Source organism: Alteraurantiacibacter aestuarii (genome assembly GCF_039523595.1).
In the GTDB taxonomy this organism is placed as follows: Bacteria; Pseudomonadota; Alphaproteobacteria; order Sphingomonadales; family Sphingomonadaceae; genus Alteraurantiacibacter; species Alteraurantiacibacter aestuarii.
On sequence record NZ_BAAAFP010000002.1, the window covers coordinates 312,178 to 331,429 of the forward strand.

The 19,252-nt window shown below is 61.7% G+C and carries 18 protein-coding genes; 9 read left to right on the forward strand and 9 right to left on the reverse strand.

All coding sequences use genetic code 11. The annotated features are described in order from the left end of the window. From ABDZ98_RS05135 to ABDZ98_RS05165, 7 genes are all read right to left on the reverse strand, one after another. Nucleotides 1-789: a TrbG/VirB9 family P-type conjugative transfer protein gene (locus tag ABDZ98_RS05135; RefSeq protein WP_160589351.1), complete on the reverse strand. Its 789-nt coding sequence runs from the start codon at nucleotides 787-789 to the stop codon at nucleotides 1-3. 1 nt (nucleotide 790) lies between these two features. Then, entirely contained in the window at nucleotides 791-1,987 is a 1,197-nt protein-coding gene (locus ABDZ98_RS05140; protein ID WP_160589352.1) for a TrbL/VirB6 family protein, read from the reverse strand. Beyond that, nucleotides 1,984-4,416 (reverse strand): VirB4 family type IV secretion/conjugal transfer ATPase, encoded by a 2,433-nt coding sequence (locus ABDZ98_RS05145; protein WP_160589353.1) that lies wholly within the window; start codon nucleotides 4,414-4,416, stop codon nucleotides 1,984-1,986. The genes ABDZ98_RS05140 and ABDZ98_RS05145 overlap by 4 nt, the downstream gene beginning before the upstream one ends. 46 nt (nucleotides 4,417-4,462) lie before the next feature. Further along, nucleotides 4,463-4,744 (reverse strand): VirB3 family type IV secretion system protein, encoded by a 282-nt coding sequence (locus ABDZ98_RS05150; RefSeq protein WP_160589354.1) that lies wholly within the window; start codon nucleotides 4,742-4,744, stop codon nucleotides 4,463-4,465. A gap of 4 nt (nucleotides 4,745-4,748) precedes the next feature. Further along, entirely contained in the window at nucleotides 4,749-5,039 is a 291-nt protein-coding gene (locus ABDZ98_RS05155; RefSeq protein WP_202385887.1) for a TrbC/VirB2 family protein, read from the reverse strand. A 2-nt stretch (nucleotides 5,040-5,041) separates the two neighbouring features. Then, nucleotides 5,042-5,677, reverse strand: coding sequence for a lytic transglycosylase domain-containing protein (locus tag ABDZ98_RS05160; RefSeq protein WP_237437340.1), 636 nt, complete (start codon nucleotides 5,675-5,677; stop codon nucleotides 5,042-5,044). 238 nt (nucleotides 5,678-5,915) lie between these two features. Further along, the gene (locus tag ABDZ98_RS05165) at nucleotides 5,916-6,257 is read right to left on the reverse strand and encodes a tetratricopeptide repeat protein (protein ID WP_237437308.1); all 342 of its coding nucleotides are present in this window, start codon (nucleotides 6,255-6,257) and stop codon (nucleotides 5,916-5,918) included. Between the two features lie 324 nt (nucleotides 6,258-6,581). Here ABDZ98_RS05165 and ABDZ98_RS05170 point away from each other — a divergent pair, with 324 nt between their 5' ends. Further along, nucleotides 6,582-8,168: a hypothetical protein gene (locus ABDZ98_RS05170; RefSeq protein WP_160589356.1), complete on the forward strand. Its 1,587-nt coding sequence runs from the start codon at nucleotides 6,582-6,584 to the stop codon at nucleotides 8,166-8,168. Nucleotides 8,169-8,291: 123 nt separating this feature from the next. Continuing rightward, a complete protein-coding gene (locus ABDZ98_RS05175) occupies nucleotides 8,292-10,949 on the forward strand; it encodes a TonB-dependent receptor domain-containing protein (RefSeq protein WP_160589568.1) in 2,658 nt (885 codons plus the stop codon). Nucleotides 10,950-11,119: 170 nt separating this feature from the next. Here ABDZ98_RS05175 and ABDZ98_RS05180 read toward each other — a convergent pair whose 3' ends face one another. Beyond that, nucleotides 11,120-11,794: a response regulator transcription factor gene (locus ABDZ98_RS05180; RefSeq protein ID WP_160589357.1), complete on the reverse strand. Its 675-nt coding sequence runs from the start codon at nucleotides 11,792-11,794 to the stop codon at nucleotides 11,120-11,122. A gap of 249 nt (nucleotides 11,795-12,043) precedes the next feature. Here ABDZ98_RS05180 and ABDZ98_RS05185 point away from each other — a divergent pair, with 249 nt between their 5' ends. After that, complete coding sequence (locus tag ABDZ98_RS05185; RefSeq protein WP_160589358.1) at nucleotides 12,044-13,903, forward strand: sensor histidine kinase; 1,860 nt, start codon at nucleotides 12,044-12,046, stop codon at nucleotides 13,901-13,903. Beyond that, the gene (locus ABDZ98_RS05190; protein WP_202385889.1) at nucleotides 13,900-14,559 is read left to right on the forward strand and encodes a response regulator; all 660 of its coding nucleotides are present in this window, start codon (nucleotides 13,900-13,902) and stop codon (nucleotides 14,557-14,559) included. Before ABDZ98_RS05185 ends, ABDZ98_RS05190 begins: the two co-directional genes overlap by 4 nt. Before the next feature lie 85 nt (nucleotides 14,560-14,644). Here ABDZ98_RS05190 and ABDZ98_RS05195 read toward each other — a convergent pair whose 3' ends face one another. After that, entirely contained in the window at nucleotides 14,645-15,037 is a 393-nt protein-coding gene (locus tag ABDZ98_RS05195) for a hypothetical protein (RefSeq protein WP_160589359.1), read from the reverse strand. A gap of 146 nt (nucleotides 15,038-15,183) precedes the next feature. Between ABDZ98_RS05195 and ABDZ98_RS05200 the strand changes: the two genes are divergently transcribed. The 5 genes from ABDZ98_RS05200 (at nucleotide 15,184) to ABDZ98_RS05220 (ending at nucleotide 19,233) form a co-directional block, all read left to right on the forward strand. Further along, nucleotides 15,184-16,128 carry an NAD-dependent epimerase/dehydratase family protein gene (locus tag ABDZ98_RS05200; RefSeq protein ID WP_337190127.1) on the forward strand — a complete coding sequence of 315 codons (945 nt, stop codon included), beginning with the start codon at nucleotides 15,184-15,186 and terminating at the stop codon, nucleotides 16,126-16,128. A 3-nt stretch (nucleotides 16,129-16,131) separates the two neighbouring features. Further along, nucleotides 16,132-17,457 carry an NAD(P)/FAD-dependent oxidoreductase gene (locus ABDZ98_RS05205; protein WP_202385890.1) on the forward strand — a complete coding sequence of 442 codons (1,326 nt, stop codon included), beginning with the start codon at nucleotides 16,132-16,134 and terminating at the stop codon, nucleotides 17,455-17,457. A 55-nt stretch (nucleotides 17,458-17,512) separates the two neighbouring features. After that, nucleotides 17,513-17,929: a GtrA family protein gene (locus tag ABDZ98_RS05210; protein WP_160589361.1), complete on the forward strand. Its 417-nt coding sequence runs from the start codon at nucleotides 17,513-17,515 to the stop codon at nucleotides 17,927-17,929. Further along, nucleotides 17,929-18,591 carry a class I SAM-dependent methyltransferase gene (locus tag ABDZ98_RS05215; protein ID WP_160589362.1) on the forward strand — a complete coding sequence of 221 codons (663 nt, stop codon included), beginning with the start codon at nucleotides 17,929-17,931 and terminating at the stop codon, nucleotides 18,589-18,591. Before ABDZ98_RS05210 ends, ABDZ98_RS05215 begins: the two co-directional genes overlap by 1 nt. Before the next feature lie 132 nt (nucleotides 18,592-18,723). Then, nucleotides 18,724-19,233 (forward strand): VTT domain-containing protein, encoded by a 510-nt coding sequence (locus ABDZ98_RS05220; RefSeq protein ID WP_160589363.1) that lies wholly within the window; start codon nucleotides 18,724-18,726, stop codon nucleotides 19,231-19,233. Nucleotides 19,234-19,252 lie beyond the last annotated feature (19 nt).

Genomic DNA, 19,252 nt, shown 5'->3' on the forward strand with positions numbered 1-19,252 from the left:
TCAGGCCCCGGCGAGGGCGGCTGATGCGCCCCCACGGGTCTGAACCGGACCATTGTTTACCAGCCGGGCATAGGCTTCACCCGATCGCAGGATGATTTCTGTGGGCACCAGGTCGAGCACGATCACATCGCCGCGCACGACGAAATTGACCGGGCCTTCGGTGCCCTGCGCATCCTTCACCAGAATGGCGGGCATCGCCTCACCCACCGGCCAGGCGAGGAATGTCGCCTCACCATTGTCATAGATCTGCTCGGGCAGCAGCGCGCTCGCGCCCTCGCCCGACCAGGCGAAGTTCAGCGTGGCAGGGTCCAGCACGGCCAGATCATCATGGGCGGCGGCCATTTCGGTCGCATTGGCGCTTTCGGGCACACTGCCCTCTGCCAGTTCCACGTCTTCTTCCGGCAGCATTTCCTCCGGATAGGTGAAGGTCATCACATACAGCGGATTGCGATGGTTGGGGCTGGCCACCAGATCGAACAGATAGACGCGGGCGTTGGTCACCACGGTCATGTTGGTGGTCGCGCGTTCGGCCAGTGGCTTCACGAACAGCAGGTTGGCATTGCGGCTGGGGGTCACCTGCCACTTCTGCGAATCGCCGATGGCAACGTTCTGGATCATCTCGTCTTCGCCAAAGCGAATGGTGGCCTGAACATTGGTGCGGCCTTCCACGCGGACAACTTCACCGGGATCGTAAAGCCGGTCAACCAGACGCGGGTCCTGCTGGGCTGCGGCAGGCAGCGACAGGGTGCAGGTGGCAAACAGGGCCGCGGCAATAAGGGCGCGGGTCATTTCACAATTTCTCCGTTGAACGAACAGGCGCTGATTTGAAGCGGCTGCCAATGCCGCGTGCGCGCGAGACAGAACCGGGCTTGTCACCCTGACTGCCCGCTGAAGCGGCGGTGGATATGATCTTCGTCTCTCGCGATACGCTGTGCGTGCCGCCGGTATCATTGGCTGCCAGCGGGGCGGAGGCGGTGACGCGAATGTCACGCGCCGGGGCGGCGGATGTGGCAATGGCCATCCGCTCACGCGCGGCGGTGCTGGCGATCGCCGTTGCCGGGGCGCGATCAGCAGAAAAGCCGCGTCCGCGCGCCTCATCATTGCGGTCTGCCTTGACCAGTCCGAACACGCTCCAGCCGCTGACCATGGTGGTGGCAACCTTCATCACCATGAACATCAGCGCCAGGTGGACCGCGCCGATCATGAAGAAGGCCATCGCCGGACGCACATCGATCTTGCCCGGCGTGGACATCAGCGAGGCAAGCACGGGCGTGGCCAGTTCCAGCATCAGCGAACCGGACAGCACGGCGAACAGCGGTGCCATCGCCATCATCACCACCGCCTTCAGCCAGCCGGTGAACAGGCCGCGCGTGCCGTTGAACAGCGCCATCACGATGAAGATCGGCCCCAGTGCCAGCAGCACGGCCAGCGCGATCTTGCAGGTGGCAAGAACGCCGACGGTGCCCAGCAGCAGCATGGTTCCGCCCGACCACAACAGGCCCGGGGGGGAGAAGATCGAGGTGGTCTCGCTCATCGCATCGCCGCCCGATGCTTCCATCAGGGAGAACATCACCACGTCCAGCTTGTCGGCAAAAATGGTGGTGGCGGAGCCATCGGTGCCCATCAATGCCCCGGCGATTTCATCGGGACCACCCACAGCCAGGTTCCAGAACACCGACTGGAAAGCGATCCAGCTGGTGGCAAAGGTGATCACCAGCACCAGCGTGATCAGCCGCGGGGCGAGCGAGGACAGGCCAATCCGCAGCCGCCCGGTAATCAGCCCATAGCCAAGGAAAGCGACGAAGATCGTCAGCAGCACCTGCAACGGCAGCAGGAATGCACCGTCAGGGCCGAAGATGCGGCTGAAGGCAGCCTGCGACATCTCGCTGGCGGCGCAGTCAATCGCGCGCAGCGATGCGCCGATGCCTGCGCCCACGCCATCCAGCGCAGACTGGCATTGTGCCGGATTGATCGCAGCCGGTGTCATTCGGCGGCTTCCCAGGCATCCAGTTCACTGTCCTGCGCATCGCCCTTGCCCGAACCGGGCCAGCGGCGATTGGTCAACGCGGGATACCACTGTGCGGGATCATCCCCCACGGCTTCTCGCAGCAGGTCGAGCCGGCGCACGGTGCTTTCGCGGCCGGAAAGAATGGTCAGCACTTCGGGCGCGTTCGACAGGTCGAGCCGCACCACAACGCTGGCATCGGGCTGGCGGACCAGGAAGCAGCGGCTGTGCGCGGGCAGGCTCTTGATCAGCGACAACTCATGCTCGGTCAGGCCAAAGCCTTCGCAGTAATCCTCCGCCCGGGCGCGGGCATTGGGCATGAAGATCATCGTCGCGGTCTGTTCCACCAGCGCGGTGGAAATGCGGCTGTCCAGCGCATCGCGCGCGGACTGCGTGGCAAAGCCGACCAGAGCATTGCGCTTGCGCAGCGTTTTCAGCCAGTCGCGAATGCGGGCGGCAAAGACCTCATCATCCAGCGCCTTCCAGCCCTCATCGATCAGGATCATCGTGGGATGGCCATCCAGCCGCTCATCAATGCGGTGAAACAGATACATCATACACGGCGTGCGCAGCTTGGGATTGTCCAGCAGCGCGGTCATGTCGAAACCCATGACCCGGGTGGACAGGTCCAGCTTGTCGACTTCATTATCGAACAGCCAGCCAAATTCGCCATCTTCTATCCAGGCGGACAGGCGGTCTGCCAGATCGCCAGCTTGCGGACGGCGGGAACCGGACACCAGTTCCTTGAAATGACGCAGACGGCGCAGAGAGGCATCATTGGCATAGGCGGCATCCACCGCCTGGGCGATGGTCTGCAATTCTTCCGGGCCTTGCGCGCTGAGCAACACGCCCAGCCAGTCACGCAGGAAGGCGCGGTTGACGGGCGTATCCGCCATCGCCAGCGGGTTGAAGCCGGTCGGCTCCCCCGAACGCACGCGGTCATAAGTGCCGCCAATGCCGCGAATGAACAGCTCGGCACCGCGATCCTTGTCGAACAGGATCGTACGCGGGCTGAACTTCTGCGCCTGCGCGGCGAGGAAATTCATCACTACGGTTTTGCCCGAACCCGACGGGCCGATGACGCTGAAATTGCCCAGATCGCCATTGTGGAAGTTGAAGAAGAACGGCGTGGAGCTGGTGGTTTGCAGCAGCGTGACCGCATCGCCCCAGTGATTGCCCTCGGCCTGTCCCAGCGCAAAGCCGTGGAGCGAGCCAAAGCTGGCCATATTGGCGGTGGAGATCATGGCGCGCCGCACCAGATAGCTCTCATTACCGGGGAACTGGCCCCAGAAAACCGGCTCCAGATTGGTGTCCTCACGCACTGCGATCGCGCCGGTATCGGCCAGCGCCGCAGCGACAGAGGCGGTGGCATCGTCCAGCCGCTGAAGATCGCGCTCACGCACCTGAACTGACAGGTGGTGATCGCCGAAAGCGACCGATCCCGCGCCCAGCTCGTCGCGTGCGGCCAGCATGTCATTGCGCTCTGCCTGGGCTTCCTCATCGGCGGAGCGCAGGCGGCGCAGCGCCAGGTCTATCCGTTCGCGCGCGGTCTGGCGTTCCTGCGGGGCGAAGCTTTCGGTCACCACCATTTCATACGGCAGGCGCAGCATGGCATCGAGCAGGCCGGGGCTGGTGGCGTCAGGATAATCCTTGAGGCTGAGCATGGCCGAGAAGTCGGTACCCGAAGCGCCGCGCAGTTCCATCGCATCCAGGCCAAAGCTGGCCCGGCGATAGGGCAGCATATTGCCGATATCGGTGCCATCGTCAGGGCGGCGCACGGGGCGCATTTCGCCATTGTAGAGTGCGGACAGCAGTTCCAGCAGTTCATTATTCGCATGGCCGCTGGGGCCGGTGTAATCGCCCAGCGGCTGCGCGCCATAGTCACCCAGCGATGCGGCCAGCGCCTGCAATGCTGCGCGGAGCGAGCGCAGGTCACGCGGGTCGACCTCTTCCGCCTCGGTCGCCTTGCCCTTGACCATGCGGGACAATTTCTCACCCCAGCCGGCCTTGCCGCGCGCCGGGCGGCGCACCAGCGTGATGAACTGGTCATTCACGAACAGCGATCCGCTGGACAGGCGTTCCCGCCAGCGGGCATCGATATGGGCCGAAAGCGGATCATCGAAACTGGCTTCCAGCTCCACCGTCACGCGGCGGCGGATGACGTGGTGATGGAGAACGAAACGCGCATCCAGATTGCTGCGCAGCATCACTTCGCGGGTGGAAGCGTGGGCGTTGAGCGCGTCTGTATCTTCGGTTTCGAACAGCAGGCCGGGCACCTGCAAGGCGCCCATCAGTGAGCCATCGCGCAGCAGCAGGGTCTGCGCGTCGACCAGCTGCGCATAGGGCAGACGGTCACCCGCCTGCGCCTCCTTGGCGCTCCATGCTGCGGCTCCGAGCCACTTGGTTGTCATCGTCTAGCTCCCTGCCGCAAATCGCGGCGGTTCAATTGGTGCACCCTCACGGGGCGTAGCTGTTGCAGCCCCAGCGCTTGTAATTGCGCACGCGCGGGCATTTGGAGACCTTGGTGATCCACAGGTCGAAAATCCGCGGTTCGCGCAGGCAGGCGAAATAGCCGACTGCATGCATCACGAACGGGATCGGCAGGATCCACAGGCTCTTGAGGATCAGGAATGCCTCCGTCGTCACCAGCGCATTGATCACGAAATAATTGAATGTGACCCCGGCAAACATCTGCGGGCGGGTCAGCGCGCGGTGCACCGGTTGGCGGGACAGCTGCACCGGATCAGCCTGCCGCGCTCTGGATGCCGGCAACGATGCTGGCGGCGCCAAAGATGATGAAACAGCCGATGATCACGGTTGCGCCAAAGCGCCAGTTCATCCGCCCGGTCAGCATCATGAAGCCCACGGCGGCCACCGCCATCACCGCCACGGCGGTGGCGACGGAGCCGAGCAGCGTGCCCTGCATCCAGAACAGTGCGGCATTGATCGGGCCAGACCCGGCGGGGTCCTGCGCCTGGGCGGCGGCGGGAACGAGCAGGGCGGCAAAAGCGGCAAGACGGCTAAGCAAACGCATGTCTATTGGGAACTCCGGGAATGGTCGGACAGGCGGCCCATGATCGAAGTGACATAGGCCTGAGTTTCACGAATACGGGGAATGCCACCGGCGCGGATCACGCGGCCAGGTCCGGCATTATAAGCGGCAAGGGCGCGCTCCAGATCACCGTCAAAGCGATCCAGCTGTTCACGCAGGTAACGCGCGCCGCCTTCAAGGTTGGCAACCGGATCATCGGCATTGACGCCAAGATCGCGCGCCGTGCCCGGCATCAGCTGCGCCAGGCCGCGCGCACCGGCGGGCGAAACGGCGTTTTCACGCCAGCGGCTCTCCTGCCACACAACCGCTTCGATCAGCGCCGGGCTGAGATCGTAGCGGGCGGACAGATTGGCCACCACGGCGGAATAACGTTCAGGAATTGCGCCGGAATTGCGCACTGTATCGGCAACCGCATGTTCGGGCACCAGCCGCGCCTGCGCCGGAGCTTCAACCGCTTCGATCGCGCCGCCTGCCTGCAGGCCGGTCTGGACAATCTGCACGGCGGGGCCGGAAAGCCAGCGCGCCTCTCCCTCTGCGCCCACTTCCAGCACGTCTGCGCAGGCCGGGCTTGCGTAAAGCGCAACCGGAGCCAGCAGGGCGGCATAAAGAGCACGATGCAGAATCACTAAAAAGGGGCCTCCAAGCGCAGTCATGTGCTTACAACAAATGACAGCGGCATGACAGTGGCCCAAGCAAAATGGCCCGGCGGCATCATGCCACCAGGCCATTGTGTGGTTGCTCGTGCACTCATCTGTGCGCTCACCCCTGCCGGTATTTCGCCAGCGGGCCGCTCCACGTGAGCGGGCCTGTTTCCGGACCTTATATATATGGCGCCATAAATAGCGGCCTTGCACCCGCTCAGTTGAGGGCGAGGTTCTCGCTGGTCAGATCGCGCAGGGCCTGACGTGCGGCGCGGCGGGAATCCACCCAGCTGCCGTCTGCCAGTTCCAGTTCGTAACGGACATCGCTTTCCATCGCGGCGCGATAGCATTGCTCGGCCCGGTCGGCCTGGCCCAGTTCGGCATAGGCACTGCCCAGATTGATCAGCAGAGCCGGATCATTGGGCATCTGTGCGCGCAGGGCTTCCAGATCGTGCACCGCCTGCGAGGCATTGCCACCTGCGAGCGTTTCAAAAGCGACATCATTCGTCTCGGTGCCGGCAGGCGAACCGATGATTGCCAGCGAACTTGCTTGGGTCATGAGCAGGGCGCCCATTGCCAGTGTGGCCAACATTGCCATTCTCCCTTTGTCTTTATCTGAAGCGATAATGGAACGAGAAATCTGCTTTCGCAACGAAACTGTAACATTGTCATCAAAGTGCAATATTTGGCGATGGTGCAGCGTTTTCGCATGGTTGGTCCAGCGGACTCCCCATTGCCACACAACTGTCATCAACTTTGTTTGCTGAAACTGCCAGATTACCGTCACACAGACCGCAAACTGTCACAAGCCACCCCTAGCGAGCGATTCGCGACATCGAATTCGCATCTTCTGATTCTCGGTTTTTTGAGGGGACCGCTCGCTGTGACTCACATTTCTCGTTCGCTTGTTCTTGGCTGCTCTATCCTGGCGCTTTCCGCCTGCGGCCCTGAAGGCATCGCTTCGCCCGGCACCGGTGGCAATGTGACCATCAACGAAGGCGACAACATCGTAAATAACCCGGCGCCCACGCCGACACCCACGCCCACTCCCACCCAGACGCTGGTGACCCCGGCCAATGGCTGCCCGACGATCTCCGATTCGCAGGGCCTGACCGATGAAGGCACCATCACCGGCCCCGAAGGCACATGGCGCGTTTGCGCACTGCCGGCCGTGGTGCAGGCATCGTCCACCCTGACACAGGTTCCCGGTCTGCTGTATCGCCTGCCGGGCCGTGTTGACGTTGGCGTGGACGGTGGTCCGGCCAATGTCGGCAATGACACCAACGTGACGCTGACCGTTCAGCCTGGCGTGATCATCTATTCCAGCGGTTCAGCCTTCCTGAACGTGACGCGTGGCAACAAGATCAACGCCAATGGCACTGCCGCCAAGCCGATCATCATGACCAGCCGCGACAACGTGCTGGGCCTGAACAACGCCAACTCGTCGGGTCAGTGGGGCGGTCTCGTCCTGTCGGGCCGCGCCAAGGTTACCGATTGCTTCCAGCCGCTGGCCACACCCGGCACGCTTGATTGCGAACGCCGCGTTGAAGGCGCATCGCCGAACACGTTCTTTGGCGGCATCACCAACAACGACAATTCCGGTTCGGTCAGCTACATGCAGATCCGCTATTCGGGCTTCGTGCTTTCGGGCGATGACGAACTTCAGTCGCTGACCACCGGCGGCGTGGGTTCGGGCACGACCCTGCACCACATCCAGTCGGTCAACTCTTCGGACGATGGCGTCGAATTCTTCGGCGGTAACGTCAACATCAAGAACCTGATCATCGCCGGTGCGGAAGATGACGGCCTCGACTCTGACACCGGTGTGAAGCTGAACATGCAGTTTGTTCTGGTTGCCCAGCGTCCGGGCGTGGGTGACACCGCGATCGAAGCTGACTCCAACAACGGCCTGTATCAGCAGACCCCGCGCCAGAACACGAAGCTGGTCAACGCCACGCTGATCCAGCGCAATGCCCGCGATCAGGTCGTCCGCATCCGCGGCGGTACCGATTATGGCATCTTCAACTCGGTGATCATCGATCAGGGTTCAACGGCCACGCCTTGTATCCGCATCGATCAGGCTGAAACGGCTGCCCTGACCAATCCGGGCGGCGATGAAGCCGGTCCTCCGGTGTTCCAGTCGGTTGCGCTGCAGTGCGCCACCAACTTCCGCAATGGCAGCGACGGTGGCCCCACGGCTGCCGAAGCTGAAGCCATCTTCGATGCTGGCACTGGCAACAACAAGGCATTCGTCAACACGCTGGTCGCCAATTACCTGAACGGCGACAACGAGAACAACTTCACGCCGCTGTTCAACGTAACCGGCCTGTCGGACTTCTTCGTTGCCTCCACCTTCCTTGGTGCGGTGTCTGCGACTGACAACTGGACACAGGGCTGGACCTGCGATTCGCTGGCCATCACCTTCGGTGGAAACACCGGATCGTGCTCGGCTCTGCCGGTCTTCAACTAAGATGACGACAGCGGGGGGTGTGACCGGTCCAGCAAGGGCCGGTGCATCTCCCGCTTACGTCTTGTGCCGGGCCCTGCGAGGCCCACGATTTTTATGGATCGACTCATGAGGGAGTCCCAGATCATGACCACTGGCAAGCAGCTGGCGGGGCTGCTTTTGCTCACCACCGCGCTCACATTTCCGGGCGCGGCCCTGGCTCAGGATGCCGATACGGCTCCGGCTGACGAATTGCTCGACACCGTTGAGGGGGTTGATCCACAGGACGATTACGAAGAGCCGGATATTTCCATTCCCGGCGGTACCGACCGGATCATCGTGACCGGACGCATCAATCGCGATCCCACGCAGACTTCCACCCAGGTGGTCAGCGTGCTTTCGACCGAACAGATCGCGCGGACGGGTGAAGGCGATATCGCAGGCGCGCTTGGCCGGGTTACCGGCCTTTCTGTGCAGGGTCAGGGCTTTGTCTATGTCCGCGGCCTGGGTGATCGCTATTCGCTGGCGCTGCTCAACGGCCTGCCGCTGCCATCGCCGCAGCCGCTCAGCCGCGTGGTTCCGCTGGACATCTTCCCCACCAACATCATCGCTTCCTCGCTGGTGCAGAAGACCTATTCCGCCAACTTCCCCGGTGAATTCGGCGGCGGTGTGATCAACCTGACCACGCGCGCCATTCCCGATGAGACATTCGTTACCGTCAGCGGCAGTGTCAGCGGCGATACGGAGACGACGTTCTTCAACGGCCTGTCCTATTACGGCTCCAAGACCGATTGGTCGGGATTCGACAACGGCACGCGCGATGCGTCTCCGGCCCTGCAGGCGTTCTTCGATACTGGCGCCCGCCTCACTGATGCCAATGTCAACCAGCAGGCGATTGCGCGCGACCTGGGCGATCCCAACCTGATCGTGCTGCAGACGCTGGGCAATGTTCCGGCCAACTGGTCCGGCGGCATCACCGCCGGCACGGCGACCGATGTGTTTGACGATGGCCGCCTGGGCGTGATCGCCACCGTATCACTCAGCAACAAATGGCGTACGCGCGATATCACTTCGCAATCGGTTCTGGCTGACTTCACGCTGGACCAGGATTTCAACGATCTGGTGACCGACAACCGCATGCTGTTCAACGCCCTGCTGGGCTTTGGGCTGGAAGTGGGCGACCATGTGATCCGCTGGACCAATCTGTTCATCCGCGACACGGTGAAGCAGTCGCGCCTGTCACAGGGCACAGACTTCCAGGACGATGACGATATCCAGCAGCAGCAGACCGCCTGGTACGAACGGCAGCTGCTCGATTCGCAGCTTGTTGCCGAGCTGGAATTTGGTGATCTGGGTGTGGATCTGCGCGGCGGCTATGCCCAGACGCAGCGTGAAGCGCCGTATGAATACACCTTCACCTATGTTCGAGACAACACTTCGGCCACGCTGGGCGATCAGTTCATCAACGTGCTCGATCGCCAGAATGGCGATGCCAATGTGGTGTTCTCCAACCTGAAGGAACAGCTGTGGTTCGGCGGCATCGATGTCAGCTATCCGGTGCTGGACTTTGCCACGGCCACCATCGGCTATGCCTATAGCGATACGGATCGCTATTCGGAGCGCCGGCAGTTCCTGTTCACGGCGCCATCGGATTTTCCCGATGGTGTAGGCCTGCTGCGGCCTGACCTGTTGCTGGGCGATGCGATCATCGATGCCTTCAACATCGGCCTGATCGAATCGACGCAGTCCGATCCGGCCTTCCAGGCAGCGCTGGAAGTGCAGGCTGGTTACGGCAAGCTCAGCATCGAACCGACGCTGGGCGTGGTGCTGGACGTGGGCGTGCGTTACGAAGATGCCACCCAGACGGTCGATCCCGCAGAAGTGTTCGCAACGCCGACCATTTCGACAAGCACAACTGCGCTTTCGAACAGCTACTGGCTGCCGGCGGCAACGCTGACCATCGAACCGATCGACAGCCTGCAACTGCGTGCCAGTGCCTCGCGCACCATCGCCCGCCCGCAATTTCGCGAGCTGATCTTCCAGGCGTTCTACGATCCGGAAACAAACCGCCAGTACGTGGGTAACCCGCTGCTGACGGACAGCGAGCTGACCAACTACGAAGTGCGCGGCGAATATTACTTCGGCGGCGGTGACAGGGTTTCGATTGCGGGCTTCTACAAGAACCTCAAGAGCCCGATTGAAGCCTTCTCCAGCTTCTCCGACAACGATCAGATTACCAGCTTCGCCAACGCGCCGCGGGCCACGCTCTATGGTGCCGAAGTGGACCTGCAATATACCTTCGACCTGTATGACATGGGCGGCTTCTTCGAAACCAAGGAGCTGGTCGTCTTTACCAACTATACCTACACCCAGTCGAATATTTCGGTGAAGGCGGGTGACACTACCCAGCTGTTCCCCGGCGGGACAACGGCAGCGTCCAACCTGTTCCTGGACGGCTTGCCGCTGACCGGCCAGTCGGACCATCTGGCCAATTTCCAGGTCAGCCTGGAAGATACCGACCGCTTGCAGCAGTTCACCGTCCTGCTGAACTACGCCAGCGAGCGCGTGACCAGCCGCGGCACTGCCGGACTGCCCGATATCGTGGAAAATCCCGGCATGACGGTCGATCTGGTGTTCCGCCAGGGCATTCCGCTGTTCGGCACCGATACGGAGCTGAAATTGCAGGCCCGCAACATCTTCGGGCGCGGCAATCATGAGTACCAGACCAACGGAACCCAGCAGATCGAGATCAACAGCTACGATGTCGGAACCGAGCTTTCGGCATCGCTCTCGGTCACGTTCTGATAGCGGCGCACCGGGCTGGCAGTTGCCGGCCCGGTAGCCACTCTTTGGCACAATATTACCGGCACAATAACAAAGGCCCCAACCGCAAGGCTGGGGCCTTATGTTATGTCCGGCAGTTATATTGCAGTTGGGGAGCGCTCATACTCGACAGATATCAGACCCCGTAAAACTCAGGCCAGATCGAGGACGTAGCCCTTGCCGTGAACGGTGCGCAGCAAATGCCCGGCGTTGACCTCTCGCAGGCCAAAGCGCAGCCGCTTGATCCACACATCCACCGTGCGCAGATATTCCGGATCGCCAGCTTTCCCCAGCGCATCGACCAGTTCCTGCCGGGTGAGGATGCGGTTGGGATTTTCGGCCATGAAGCGCAGCACCCGAAATTCGTTGGGACGCAATGGAATCTGGGACTTCTTCCAGCGCGCCTGCTCCCCCGCCACGTTGATGTGCAATTCGCCAAGGTCCAGCACCTGGCCCGCACCCGGCCTTCCGCCCGATGAATGGAGCGCCAGAACGCGGTCGAGCATGCTCTTGCGGTCCAGCGGGCCGATTGCATAATCATCCGCCCCGGCCTTTAGCGCGCGGCGCCGGTCATCGGCATCATCGGCTTCCAGCACAATGGTGACATGGGCATCGTTCAGCCGGTGATCGGCCCGCAGGCGGCGACACATTTCCAGACCCGAAAGGTCTTCCATCACCCAGTCGACAAAAGCCCAGACCGGGCCCTCGACCAGTTTCTGCGGCCCCTGTGACGTTAACAGACCAAATACGAATTCGGTTTCCCCATTGGAGAATGAATCGAAACGCGCGGCGTTTTCATCGGTGGTGACAATACTCACCCGGTTCATTGCAAGATCCCTCAGCCTGATAGGCAGGACCTGCCACCGGGATGTGACTCAGATATGACGATTTCAGCGCTGGGCGGGGCCAATTGTTGATTGGCCTGTTTTCGTCCTGGCACCGTGCAGTCTCCGGCGTGCGAGGACGCGGGAAATTCATGCCCGAACGACTTGCCATGTTTATGGCATGACCGGCACGTGATAGCTGCCATAGATGGGGCAGGCACAAATCTGCCTGTGGGATGGGGATCACATGCTATGGCGCTGCACTGGCGCAAGGACTGGCCGCAACTGCTCTTCGCCATATTGGTGTTGCAGGCGCTGTACTGGCTGTTTCTGACACCTGTCTTCGATCCGCAGACGCGCCCGCTGGAGCGCATTCTCCCCATTGCCTATGAAGTTGCCACACTGGCCTCACCCGATTGGGATGCGGTGGAGGCCGCGCAGTTCGAGGCCACCGATGTTCCGTGGGAGGATTGCTGCGAGGAAGGCTACCGCGCGTTCCGCGTGATATTCGAACTGGATACAGTGCCGCGCGAAGGCATTGGCGAAGTCCCCGTTGTCGGCGCGGACAATTATCAGGCGTGGATCAACGGATCGCTGCATTACGGGGCCGGGCGGATGGTGCTGCCCGATCTGACCTATCACGGGCGGGCCTATCGCGGGATACACCGTTTGCCCGCTGGTGTGCTGAATGTCGGCCGCAATGAAATCACCTATATCCTTGCCAGCCATGAAGGGACCGGCGGCTTCCTGGTCGCCGAGCCTACGCTGGGCGAATATGACCAGGTGGTGGCGACCTTCAATCTGCGGCGCTTCCTGCTCAATGATTACCTGCAGATATGTACGGTGGTGGGCTTTCTTGTCGCGCTGCTGGCCTTTGTCGCCTGGGCACGTAGCGGACGGCAGGGTTACCTGTTCTGGCTGGGCATGCTGTCTTTCAGCTGGGCCGGGATGCTGTTCCACGAAGACTGGGCCGATCCGCCGATTGGCGGGCGCTTGTTCATGAATGCGGTTGTGCCTTTGGGGGTGATGATCCCCGCGGCATGGGTGAATCTGTCCAACAACTGGGCGGGGCGGCCGTTGCGCTTTGTCCTGCCGCTGTCGATGGCTGGCTGGCTGTTGTGCATCGCCATATTCCTGATCGGCAATTTCCTCGATCCGCAGAACGATGCGGGACCGATGGCGCTGTGGGCATTCAGCGGCGCGATGGCCGTGCTTTTTGCCGGTCTGATCCTGTGGAAGATGAACTGGATTGCGCGCGACCGGTTCTGGGAAGCGGCGATTTTCCTGCTGCTGGCGGTGATGTCGCTGCGCGATTACATCGGCCGTATCTTCGATCTCAATATCGGCACGCAGACCGATTATGCCCTGCCGTTCCTGCTGGTTGCGCTGGCCGCCAGCTTTCTGTCGCGCAATATCCGCCTGTTCCGATCGGCGGAGGAGATCAACGCGCTGTTGCAGGTCCAGCTGGATGAGCGGACGGCGGAACTGGCGGTGGCGCATGATCGTGAGAAAATCCTGCTGTCGCAGCAGGCGCATCAGGATGAACGCCGGCGGATCATGGCCGATATGCATGACGGGCTGGGTTCCCAGCTGATGTCCATGCTGCTGTCCGCCCGGCGCGGCAATGCCGATCCCGCGCAATACGCCACCGGCCTGCAGTCTGCCATCGACGAGATGCGGCTGATGATCGATTCGATGGATTCGGTGGGCGAATCGCTCGCCGCCGCGCTGGTGCTGTTTCGCGAACGGGCGCAGGCCCGCGTGCTGGATGCAGGCTTTGCCTTTGACTGGCAGCAGGAACCATCGGCGCCATTGCCGCAGCTGCCACCGCGCGCGGTATTGCAGGTGTTCCGCATCCTGCAGGAAGCTGTCACCAATGCGCTCAAGCATTCCAGCGGAGACTCGATCAGCGTGCATGTCAGCGCCGCCCAAATCACCATCAGTGACAATGGCGATGCCCTGGGCAAGGTGCGAACCGGCGGGCGCGGGCTGGACAACATGGCCGCCCGGGCGGGTTCCATCGGCGGTATTTTCGAACTTGAACGGGTTGGTGAGATGACTGTGGCGCGGCTGCAATTGCCCGGCGATGATGAAGGGGCAGACACGGCGTGACCATCAGCCGCATAGCAATCCTGGACGATGATCCGGCCATTCGCGAACATCTGACAGAGATCGTGACCTCCTGCCCTGAATATGACCTTGCAGGCTCTGCGCCCACCATCGCCCGTGCGCGCGATCTGGTGGTGCGCAAGCAGCCGGATCTGGTGCTGGTCGATGTCGGCCTGCCCGATGGCAGCGGAGTGGACTTCATCGGCTTCGTCAAACAGCAGAGCCGGGCAAGGGTGCTGATGATCACCAGTTTTGGCGACCGGGAAACCGTGGTCAGCGCACTGGAGGCAGGGGCGGATGGCTATCTGCTCAAGGATTCCAGCCCGGCGGTGATCCTGGACGGAATTGCCGCAACGCTGGCTGGCGGCGCACCGATCAGCCCGTCGGCAGCGTCCTACCTGCTTGAACGATTGCAGGGCGATGTGCCCCAGCGTGCCCAGCCGGACAATCCCGATGCAGCACCGCTGACGGCGCGCGAGGTGGAATTGCTCCAGCTGTTCGCGCGCGGCATGAGTTACAAGGAAGCCGCCCGGGCGCTGGACATATCACCGCTGACCGTGGGCAATCACGTCAAGTCGATCTACCGCAAGCTGGCGGTCCACTCGCGCGGGGAGGCGGTATTTGCCGCCGTGCGTCAGGGCCAGTTGAAAATGGGCTGATCGCCTTTGCTCAGGCGCAAAAAAATGGCCCGGAATGGGGTTTCCGGGCCAGTTGGAACAGGGGTCGACTAAAAGACAAGACGGATCAATTAAGGCTGCGAAGATCGGAAACGCAGTCTCCAAGGTTTCGCCATCCGAACAAAGTCAGGTAACCTGCTTCCTTCAGACTCTTGCACACCACAGGTGGCGCTGTGCGGACAATGCTCATGCATTCCCCAAGGCTGGAGTAGAGTTCTGAATCAACCAGAACCCTGCACAAAGCCACATCGTCATTGCCTGCGGCATGGACCGAAACAGGCATGGCGATGTTGCACGAGGCGGCCAGCGCAATACCGGCCGTAAAGGCAATTGCCTTCTTCATTGGACTACTCCCTTGGTTGGCGATCCCCGCCTTGAAGCTGGCAAGGATCGCCGCCTGTATGCCGCCGCCCCTGATGCTCCGAAACGCCATAGGCATGGCATGGGAAGGTGCCGGCATGGCAGGGGCCGGCTCCCCGCCCATTGCCCTCAAATAGATGAATTACGGGTAGAATTGCGCGCGCAACCATGCCAAGCGGCGGCGAGTTCGCAGGCAGCGGCAAGTGCGCCTGTCGCACCGGGCCCCTTGGCTGCCAGGAGATTCCAGTGACCGACAAGAATGCCCCGATCCTTGTTACCGGCGCCGCCGGACTGGTGGGGCAGAACCTGTGCCTGCGCCTGCACGAGGCGGGATATTCCAACATCGTCGGCATCGACAAGCATCCGCACAACACGAATATTCTGCGCGAGCGGCAGCCGTGGGTGCGGGTGATAGAGGCCGATCTGGCCGAGCCGGGCGACTGGCAGCGCGAGGTTGCCCTGGCACATACGCTGGTGCTCAATCAGGCGCAGATCGGCGGACTGGACTGGACCGATTTTGAGCGCAACAACATCACCGCAACGCGCAATATCCTCGACGCAATCGACCGCGAAAACCCGCCATTCATCGTCCATATCTCGTCATCGGTGGTGAACAGCGAGGCGGACGATTTCTACACCAGGTCAAAGTCCGCGCAGGAGGATATGGTCCTGGCCAGCGGACTGCCGCTGTGCGTGCTGCGACCCACGCTGATGTTCGGCTGGTTTGACCGCAAGCATCTGGGCTGGCTGCGGCGGCTGATGGACAAGGTGCCGGTATTTCCCATCCCATCGCACGGCCGCTACATCCGCCAGCCATTATATGCCGGGGATTTCTGCCGCGTCATCATGGGCTGCATCCAGCAGCGTCCCGCAGGGGCCGTGCTCGATATCTCCGGCCATGAGAAGATCGCCTATGTCGACCTGATCCGCACCATCAAGCAGGAGACGGGCGCCCGGGCGCGGATCGTGCATATTCCCTATTGGGCATTCTGGCTTTCGCTATGGGCGGCGGAATTGGTAAGCCGCAACCCTCCCTTCACCACCCGCCAGCTGGAAGCGCTGGTGATCCCGGAGGAATTCCCGGTCGTGGACTGGCCGGGCATGTTCGACATTCAGCCGACCGGATTCCGCGATGCCGTGCGCGAGACTTTCACCCATCCCGCCCACTCCAAGACGCTGCTGGAATTCTGAGCCATGACCCCCGCCACGGATGACATCCACGACCTTGTCGTGATCGGCGCGGGTGCGATGGGGCTGGCGGCTGCATGGCGCGCGGCGAACAACGGCATTGGCTGCTTGGTGCTTGAAGCGGGGCCGGTTGCGGGCGGGATGGCGGCGCATTTCGACTTCGGCGGAATTTCGCTCGAGCGCTACTACCACTTCATCTGCCAGAGCGATCATGACACTTTCGCGCTGCTGGAGGAGCTGGGCCTGGCGGACACTCTGGTGTGGAAGCGCACCACGATGGGCTATTTCGATCACGGAAAAGTGCACGACTGGGGCAATCCGCTGGCGCTGCTCAAATATCCGCACCTCGGGCCGATAGAAAAGCTGCGCTATGGCCTGCTGGCATGGTGGTGCACCAAACGGCCCAACTGGGACGGGGCAGAACACATGACCGCGCCCGAATGGCTGAAGGAATGGCTAGGGCAATCCGGCTATGACAAGATGTGGCACCGCCTGCTGCACCAGAAATTCTTCCAGTATACGGACGTCATCAGCGCCACCTGGATCGGCACCCGCATCAGCCGGATCGGCCGATCCCGCAAGAGCCTGATGGAGGAGCGGCTGGGCCATCTGGAGGGCGGGACGCAGACACTGGTCGATGCGCTGGTCGCCGGCATCACGCAGGCTGGCAGCGAAGTGCGCTGCAGCGCGCCCGTGGCCGCAGTGACGGTGGCAGAGAATGACCTCAAGCGCGTGGAACTGGGTAATGGCGAAGTGCTGCTGGCGCGGGAAGTGATCTCGACCGTGCCCACGCCAGTGGCTGACAGGATCTTTCCCGGCCTGTCGCCCGATGAGCATGCAAAGCTGGCGGCGATCGAGAATATTGGCGTGATATGCCTGGTCTACCGCCTGAAAAAGCCGGTCACCGGGCATTTCTGGGTCAACATCATGGACAAGGCGCATCCCATTCCCGGTCTGATCGAGTTCAGCGCCCTGCGCGATTTCGGCGGCGACACGATCATTTATGCCCCCTATTACATGCCGCATGACAATGAGCGCTGGGACTATAGCGACGAGGCGTTGCTGGATGACGCATTCGCTGCCATCAAGGCGGTCAATCCGCAGATTGGCGAGGGTGACGTGATCGACCGCAATGCCAGTCGCCTGAAATATTCGCAGCCGATCTGTACCCCCAATTTCCTCGACAAGCTGCCGCCTGTCGAAACCAGCCTGCCCGGAGTGCAGATTGCCGACACATCCTACTACTACCCGGAAGACCGCGGCATTTCCGAAAGTGTCGGCCTGGGTGCACGGCTGGCCGAAACGGCGATGAAGCGGCTTGGCAATGGTTGAGCGGGAGCCAGACGGTCCGGTCCGAGCCGGAGATGCGCCTGCCTCGCGCCGCTCGTTGTCGGAATGGATCGGCCTGTTCCTTTCCGGCCAGTTCGCCCGCTTCCTGATGGCGGGCGGGACCTCGGCGCTGGCGAACTGGCTCTCGCGCATCGCCCTGACGCCGATCACCGGATATATCGCCGCGCTGTTCCTCGCCTATGCCATCGGCATTGCGACCGCTTTCGTGCTCAATGAACGCTATGTTTTCGCCCGGTCATCTACCAGGCGGCATCAGCAGGTCATCTATTTCGTGGGTTTCAACCTGTGCATGATGCCGGTGGTGATCACAATTTCCTGGGCCCTGTCGGAAACGCTTTTCCCGCGCATCGGCATGACCTTTTTCCCGCGCGAGATTGCCCATGCGATTGCCGTCGCTTCGCCGGTGCCGATCAGCTTTCTGATGCACAAGTTTTTCACTTTCAAGGGCGCGTAATGTCTGAACTCAGCAAGCTTTATCAGTTTCGTTTCAAGGAAGCCGACCGCGTCGGCAAGATCGCCATCTGGAAAACCATTTGCGACTATTACCTGCAGGACAAGATTGGCCACGACAAGGTCGTGCTGGACCTCGCCAGCGGATATGGCGAGTTTTCGCAGAACATTTCTGCCAGCCGCCAGATCGCGGTCGATCTCAACCCCGATGCGCGGGCCATGCTTCCCGAACATGTGGAATTTCACAATCTTTCGGCGACGCAGTTCAGCAGCGCAGTGGGGGAAAATTCGGTCGATGTGGTGTTCACCTCCAACTTCCTCGAACATCTCCTGACCAAGCCCGATCTGGACCTTGTTTTTGCCGAGGTCCTGAAGGTACTCAAGCCAGGCGGCAGGTTCGTGGTGCTGGGACCAAATATCAAATATGTCGGCCAGGATTACTGGGATTTCTACGATCACTACCTGCCGTTGTCGCATCTCTCGCTTGAAGAAGGGCTGATCCAGTCCGGCTTCGAGGTGGCGGAGATCATTCCCCGGTTCCTCCCCTATTCGACGCGCTCTGCCCTGCCGCAGACATCATTGCTGATTGCCGCCTATCTCAAACTGCCTTTCGCCTGGAAATTCCTGGGCAAGCAGTTCCTGATTACTGGCCGCAAGCCTGACTGAGGGGATACAGGCGCTGTGACTGGCAGGAGTGACACCGGCATTGTGCGGCTCCTCGCCGTCGCCCTGGCGCCGCGGCCTGCGTGGATAGGTCTGGCGGTGCTGGCTGTCTCTGTCATCCTTGCGCTGCTCTGGATGGCACTGGACTCCGCGCCCGCGTGCGAGCGCTTCCTGCAATTCATCGCGCTGATGCAGGACAATTACTGGCCGTTCATGATCGGCCTGTTTGTCTTTTGCAGCCTGTTGTTCCTCACCGTTATTCCGCTGGGCACCACGGTGGTCCTGCTGGCCGGTTACTTCTTTGGCGTGGAAGCTGGCCTGGTCCAGTTTGCCGGCCTTGTGCTGGCCAGTATAATCCTGTTCGAAGCATCGCACGGCTCGGACCCGGCACAGCTGGAGCAGGCGCTGGCACCGTGGCGCAGGCTCTCCCGCTTCGCCCGGCTGGCGCGCCAGTACGGGCTGGTCTTCTGCATAGTGATGCGCGTGGCTCCGGTGATCCCAAGCGCCGTCGCCTCGCTGGGGGCGAGCTATTTCGGGATCGGGCGCAGGCAGTTTTATGCAGGCATCGTGCTGGCCGGGTGGGTCCGGCCATTGTTCTTCGCCTGGGCCGGATCACAGGCCGCCAACCTTCCCGTGTGCACCTGACCAGAGGGTTAGTGCATCT

Bases quoted from the DNA above. Each gene is read 5' to 3' on its own strand.
- ABDZ98_RS05135 (WP_160589351.1), bottom strand. From the start codon at position 789: ATGACCCGCGCCCTTATTGCCGCGGCCCTGTTTGCCACCTGCACCCTG.
- ABDZ98_RS05140 (WP_160589352.1), bottom strand. From the start codon at position 1,987: ATGACACCGGCTGCGATCAATCCGGCACAATGCCAGTCTGCGCTGGAT.
- ABDZ98_RS05145 (WP_160589353.1), bottom strand. From the start codon at position 4,416: ATGACAACCAAGTGGCTCGGAGCCGCAGCATGGAGCGCCAAGGAGGCG.
- ABDZ98_RS05155 (WP_202385887.1), bottom strand. From the start codon at position 5,039: ATGCGTTTGCTTAGCCGTCTTGCCGCTTTTGCCGCCCTGCTCGTTCCC.
- ABDZ98_RS05165 (WP_237437308.1), bottom strand. From the start codon at position 6,257: ATGACCCAAGCAAGTTCGCTGGCAATCATCGGTTCGCCTGCCGGCACC.
- ABDZ98_RS05175 (WP_160589568.1), top strand. From the start codon at position 8,292: ATGACCACTGGCAAGCAGCTGGCGGGGCTGCTTTTGCTCACCACCGCG.
- ABDZ98_RS05180 (WP_160589357.1), bottom strand. From the start codon at position 11,794: ATGAACCGGGTGAGTATTGTCACCACCGATGAAAACGCCGCGCGTTTC.
- ABDZ98_RS05185 (WP_160589358.1), top strand. From the start codon at position 12,044: ATGGCGCTGCACTGGCGCAAGGACTGGCCGCAACTGCTCTTCGCCATA.
- ABDZ98_RS05195 (WP_160589359.1), bottom strand. From the start codon at position 15,037: ATGCCGGCACCTTCCCATGCCATGCCTATGGCGTTTCGGAGCATCAGG.
- ABDZ98_RS05205 (WP_202385890.1), top strand. From the start codon at position 16,132: ATGACCCCCGCCACGGATGACATCCACGACCTTGTCGTGATCGGCGCG.
- ABDZ98_RS05215 (WP_160589362.1), top strand. From the start codon at position 17,929: ATGTCTGAACTCAGCAAGCTTTATCAGTTTCGTTTCAAGGAAGCCGAC.
- ABDZ98_RS05220 (WP_160589363.1), top strand. From the start codon at position 18,724: ATGGCACTGGACTCCGCGCCCGCGTGCGAGCGCTTCCTGCAATTCATC.